General features: G+C 34.6%; 10 protein-coding genes. All 10 read right to left on the reverse strand.

The window, feature by feature from the left end; genetic code table 11:
* Nucleotides 1–145 precede the first annotated feature (145 nt).
* Nucleotides 146–529, reverse strand: a complete 384-nt coding sequence (gene rpsK / locus B3C18_RS04230) for a 30S ribosomal protein S11 (protein ID WP_053470832.1) — start codon at nt 527–529, stop codon at nt 146–148.
* An 8-nt stretch (nt 530–537) separates the two neighbouring features.
* Entirely contained in the window at nt 538–912 is a 375-nt protein-coding gene (gene rpsM / locus B3C18_RS04235) for a 30S ribosomal protein S13 (RefSeq protein ID WP_089055322.1), read from the reverse strand.
* Nucleotides 913–914: 2 nt separating this feature from the next.
* Complete coding sequence (ykgO, locus tag B3C18_RS04240; protein WP_002987490.1) at nt 915–1,031, reverse strand: type B 50S ribosomal protein L36; 117 nt, start codon at nt 1,029–1,031, stop codon at nt 915–917.
* Nucleotides 1,032–1,043: 12 nt separating this feature from the next.
* Nucleotides 1,044–1,259, reverse strand: a complete 216-nt coding sequence (gene infA, locus B3C18_RS04245; RefSeq protein ID WP_007136545.1) for a translation initiation factor IF-1 — start codon at nt 1,257–1,259, stop codon at nt 1,044–1,046.
* A 7-nt stretch (nt 1,260–1,266) separates the two neighbouring features.
* The gene (secY, locus tag B3C18_RS04250) at nt 1,267–2,613 is read right to left on the reverse strand and encodes a preprotein translocase subunit SecY (RefSeq protein WP_053470831.1); all 1,347 of its coding nucleotides are present in this window, start codon (nt 2,611–2,613) and stop codon (nt 1,267–1,269) included.
* Nucleotides 2,614–2,626: 13 nt separating this feature from the next.
* Nucleotides 2,627–3,079, reverse strand: coding sequence for a 50S ribosomal protein L15 (gene rplO / locus B3C18_RS04255; RefSeq protein WP_291142897.1), 453 nt, complete (start codon nt 3,077–3,079; stop codon nt 2,627–2,629).
* Nucleotides 3,080–3,090: 11 nt separating this feature from the next.
* Entirely contained in the window at nt 3,091–3,273 is a 183-nt protein-coding gene (gene rpmD, locus B3C18_RS04260; protein ID WP_017495010.1) for a 50S ribosomal protein L30, read from the reverse strand.
* A 12-nt stretch (nt 3,274–3,285) separates the two neighbouring features.
* Entirely contained in the window at nt 3,286–3,810 is a 525-nt protein-coding gene (rpsE, locus tag B3C18_RS04265; protein ID WP_085950926.1) for a 30S ribosomal protein S5, read from the reverse strand.
* Between the two features lie 3 nt (nt 3,811–3,813).
* Nucleotides 3,814–4,164 (reverse strand): 50S ribosomal protein L18, encoded by a 351-nt coding sequence (gene rplR / locus B3C18_RS04270; RefSeq protein ID WP_053470830.1) that lies wholly within the window; start codon nt 4,162–4,164, stop codon nt 3,814–3,816.
* 11 nt (nt 4,165–4,175) lie between these two features.
* Nucleotides 4,176–4,482: 50S ribosomal protein L6 (locus B3C18_RS04275; RefSeq protein WP_291142901.1), on the reverse strand; the 307-nt coding region annotated here is incomplete at its 5' end.

Below are 4,482 nucleotides of genomic sequence, written 5' to 3' on the forward strand. Positions count from 1 at the left end.
ATTGCTTCGCCAAATTTACGAGCGATTCTTGTGCTAGGACCAGTATATCTTGCCATTTTGAATTGTTTAAGATTGAGATTATGAATTCAGGTCTTATCCTTCGATAATCTATTTTCAATCTAGGTTATACTATAATTTTTGAGTATTAAACTCTACGTCTTTTTGGAGGACGACATCCGTTGTGAGGCATTGGAGTAACATCGATAATCTCAGTAACTTCAATTCCACCGTTATGAATAGAACGGATAGCAGACTCACGTCCGTTTCCTGGTCCTTTTACATAAACTTTTACTTTTTTAAGTCCAGCCTCAAGAGCTACTTTACTACAATCTTCTGCTGCCATTTGAGCTGCGTACGGAGTATTCTTTTTAGAACCTCTGAAACCCATTTTTCCAGCTGAAGACCAAGCAATAACTTCACCTTTCTTATTTGTCAAAGAAATAATAATATTGTTAAAAGTAGAAGAAACATGAGCTTCACCCGTTGATTCAACGATAACTTTACGTTTTTTTGCAGTTGCTTTAGCCATATTACCTATTATTTAGTTGCTTTTTTCTTGTTAGCAACAGTTTTTCTTTTTCCTTTTCTAGTTCTAGAGTTGTTTTTAGTTCTTTGACCTCTTAATGGAAGACCAGATCTATGACGAATTCCTCTATAACAACCAATATCCATTAAACGTTTGATGTTCAAAGAAACTTCAGAACGTAATTCTCCTTCAATTTTGAATGCTCCAACAGCTTCACGAATTGCTCCGATCTCGTCATCATTCCAATCTTGAACTTTTTTATCTTGGCTAACTTGAGCTTTCTCTAAAATCTCAATAGCTCTACTTTTTCCTAATCCGAAGATGTAGGTAAGTGCTATAACACCTCTCTTGTTTTTTGGGATATCTACCCCTGCTATTCTTGCCATAATTATCCTTGTCTTTGTTTAAATCTAGGATTCTTTTTGTTTATCACGTACAATCTTCCTTTTCTACGCACGATAATGCACTCGGCACTTCTCTTTTTTACTGATGCTCTAACTTTCATAGTGAATATCCTTTAATATCGATAAGTAATTCTTGCTTTTGACAAATCGTAAGGACTCATTTCTAGTTTCACTTTATCACCAGGTAATAATTTGATATAATGCATACGCATTTTTCCAGAAATATGAGCAATTACAATATGTCCATTTTCTAACTCCACACGGAACATCGCATTAGATAATGCTTCAATGATTGATCCGTCTTGTTCTATTGCTGATTGTTTTGCCATAAATATATTAAGCTACTGCTTTTCTATTTTTACCAGTCTTCATTAAACCATCATAATGTTTGTTTAACAAGTATGAATTGATTTGTTGAATAGTGTCTATCGCAACTCCAACCATAATTATTAATGAGGTACCTCCAAAAAACATTGCCCAAGATTGTTGTACATCCATAATACTTACAACAATAGCTGGGAACACAGCAATCAAAGCAAGGAATAAAGATCCTGGGAAAGTTATTAAAGACATCACTTTATCAAGAAATTCAGAAGTTTCAGCTCCAGGACGAACTCCAGGAATAAAACCACCACTTCTTTTTAAATCATCAGCCATTTTGTTAGTAGGTACAGTGATCGCAGTATAAAAGAATGTAAATACAATAATTAAAGTTGCAAAAACAAAATTATACCAGAAACCAAACATATTACTAAATGCACCAACAATAGATTGTGATGTGTCTGATTTAGACAATCCAGCTACTGCTGCAGGGATAAACATAATTGCCTGAGCAAAAATGATAGGCATAACTCCAGAAGCATTAAGCTTAAGAGGAATCCACTGTCTGTTACCACCTGCTAAATCTTGCTCATAGTCACCAGTTGTAGTACGACGAGCGTATTGAACCGGGATTCTACGTACTGCCATTGTAAGCAATACACAAGAAATGATTACCAATAACCACACAATAATTTCAATAACTAACAACATTGGACCTCCATTGTTATTGGTAACTCTCGTTGTAAACTCTTGAATAAAAGCTTGCGGTAAACGAGCTAGGATACCAACCATAATTAATAATGAAATTCCATTTCCAATACCTTTATCTGTAATTTTTTCCCCAAGCCACATAGCAAAAATTGTACCAGTAACTAAGATGATAACAGAAGAGAACAAAAATTCAGGTGAATTAAATCCTAGTAAGAATGCACTTCCAGGTAACGTTCTGTATAAATTATAGATATAAGTTGGACCTTGAACCAGTGTAATAGCTATAGTCAACCAACGAGTGATTTGGTTAATCTTTTTTCTACCACTCTCCCCATCGTTTTGAAGTTTTTGCAAATAAGGAATCGCAATTCCCATTAACTGAACAACAATAGATGCAGAAATATAAGGCATAATACCTAAAGCAAAAACTGAAGCTTTAGAGAAAGCACCTCCTGTAAACATGTCTAGGATAGATCCTAAACCATTTTTAGTTTGTCCCGCTAAACCTGTTAATTGAGTTGCGTCAATTCCAGGCAGCGTTACATGTGCACCAAAACGATATACCAAAAGCAATCCTAATGTAATTAAGATTCTGTTTTTCAGTTCTTCGATTTTCCAAACATTACTTATTGATTCAATAAATTTCTTCATCTTAATAGATAAGTTATATAGTTACAGCTTCTCCACCAGCAGCTTCAATAGCAGCTTTTGCAGTAGCAGTAAATTTGTGGGCAGTTACTTTTAATTTTGCTTTCAATTCTCCTCTACCTAAAATCTTAACGATTTCATTTTTGGTAGCTAGACGATTTGCTACGAAATCTGTCATAGAAACAGAATCAGTAATCATACCATTGTCTACTAATAATTGAAGCGTATCTAAATTAACACCTTCGTATTCTTTACGATTGATGTTTGTGAAACCAAACTTAGGCACACGTCTTTGAAGTGGCATTTGCCCTCCCTCAAAACCAATCTTTTTAGAATAACCAGAACGAGATTTTGCTCCTTTGTGACCTCTTGCAGAAGTACCACCTTTTCCAGAACCTTCTCCTCTACCTAATCTTTTATTTTGATTGTGCGTTGACCCTTCAGCTGGTTGTAAGTTACTTAAATTCATAACAGTATTTGTTATTTAGCTTCTTCTACAGAAACTAAGTGTTTAACTTTGTTTATCATACCAAGGATAGCAGGGTTTGAATCATGCTCTACAACTTGTCCCATTTTACGTAGACCTAAAGCTTCTAATCCTCTTTTTTGAGAAAGAGGGCAGTTGATTTTGCTTCTTACTTGTTTTACTAATAATTTAGCCATAATTTCCTTGAATTAACCTTTAAAAACTTTTTCTAAAGAAACACCTCTTTGTTTTGCAACAGTATGAGCGCTTCTCATTTGTAATAAAGCATCAAAAGTTGCCTTAACTACGTTATGAGGATTTGATGATCCTTGAGATTTAGATAATACATCGTGAATACCTACTGATTCAAGAACTGAACGAACAGCTCCACCAGCAATAACTCCTGTACCATGAGAAGCAGGAATTAAGAATACACGTGCACCACCAAATTTACCTTTTTGTTCGTGAGGAACAGATTGTCCATTCAAAGGAATTTTTACTAAATTTTTCTTAGCATCTTCTACTGCTTTCGCAATTGCTTCAGAAACGTCTTTAGATTTTCCTAATCCGTGACCAACTACTCCGTTTTCATCACCTACAACTACAATAGCAGAAAAACCGAAAGCTCTACCACCTTTTGTAACTTTAGTAACACGATTAACACTTACCAGACGATCTTTAAGTTCAAGACCACTTGGTTTTACCAATTCTACATTTTTGTATTTAGACATAATATATTAGAATTTAAGTCCAGCCGCTCTTGCGCCTTCTGCTAATGATTTAATACGACCGTGATACAAATAACCACCTCTATCAAAAGTGATTGTTTCGATCCCAGCTTTTAACGCTTTCTCTGCAACTAGTTTTCCAACAGCAGCAGCTACTTCAACGTTAGTACCTTTTCCTATTTCTTTTTCTCTTGAAGATGCAGCTAAAATAGTAACTCCATTTACATCATCAATAAGTTGAGCGTAAATTTCTTTGTTACTTCTAAATACAGATAGTCTTGGGTTAGCAGCAGTACCACTAATCGATTTTCTAATTCTGAATCTAATTCTCTGTCTTCTATCAGATTTTGTTAATGACATAATCTTATTTTTTAAGCTGATTTACCTGCTTTTCTTCTTAATACTTCACCCACAAATTTAACACCTTTTCCTTTGTATGGCTCAGGCTTACGGAAACCTCTGATTTTCGCAGCAACCTGTCCTAAAAGTTGTTTGTCAAATGATGTTAATTTTACGATAGGGTTTTTACCTTTTTCAGATATTGTTTCTAAAACTACTTCTGGAGCAATTTCCAAAACAATATTGTGAGAATATCCAAGAGCTAAATCTAATTTTTGACCTTGGTTTGAAGCTCTATAACCAACTCCAACTAATTCAAGTTCTTTTGTAAAACCTTCA

This window comes from Flavobacterium sp. UBA7680 (genome assembly GCF_002482975.1).
Lineage (GTDB): Bacteria > Bacteroidota > Bacteroidia > Flavobacteriales > Flavobacteriaceae > Flavobacterium.

What these genes read in the sequence shown, in the direction of transcription:
- secY (WP_053470831.1), bottom strand. Translation starts at nt 2,613, where the DNA reads ATGAAGAAATTTATTGAATCAATAAGTAATGTTTGGAAAATCGAAGAA.
- rpsK (WP_053470832.1), bottom strand. Translation starts at nt 529, where the DNA reads ATGGCTAAAGCAACTGCAAAAAAACGTAAAGTTATCGTTGAATCAACG.
- infA (WP_007136545.1), bottom strand. Translation starts at nt 1,259, where the DNA reads ATGGCAAAACAATCAGCAATAGAACAAGACGGATCAATCATTGAAGCA.
- rpmD (WP_017495010.1), bottom strand. Translation starts at nt 3,273, where the DNA reads ATGGCTAAATTATTAGTAAAACAAGTAAGAAGCAAAATCAACTGCCCT.
- ykgO (WP_002987490.1), bottom strand. Translation starts at nt 1,031, where the DNA reads ATGAAAGTTAGAGCATCAGTAAAAAAGAGAAGTGCCGAGTGCATTATC.
- rplO (WP_291142897.1), bottom strand. Translation starts at nt 3,079, where the DNA reads ATGAATTTAAGTAACTTACAACCAGCTGAAGGGTCAACGCACAATCAA.
- rplR (WP_053470830.1), bottom strand. Translation starts at nt 4,164, where the DNA reads ATGTCATTAACAAAATCTGATAGAAGACAGAGAATTAGATTCAGAATT.
- rpsM (WP_089055322.1), bottom strand. Translation starts at nt 912, where the DNA reads ATGGCAAGAATAGCAGGGGTAGATATCCCAAAAAACAAGAGAGGTGTT.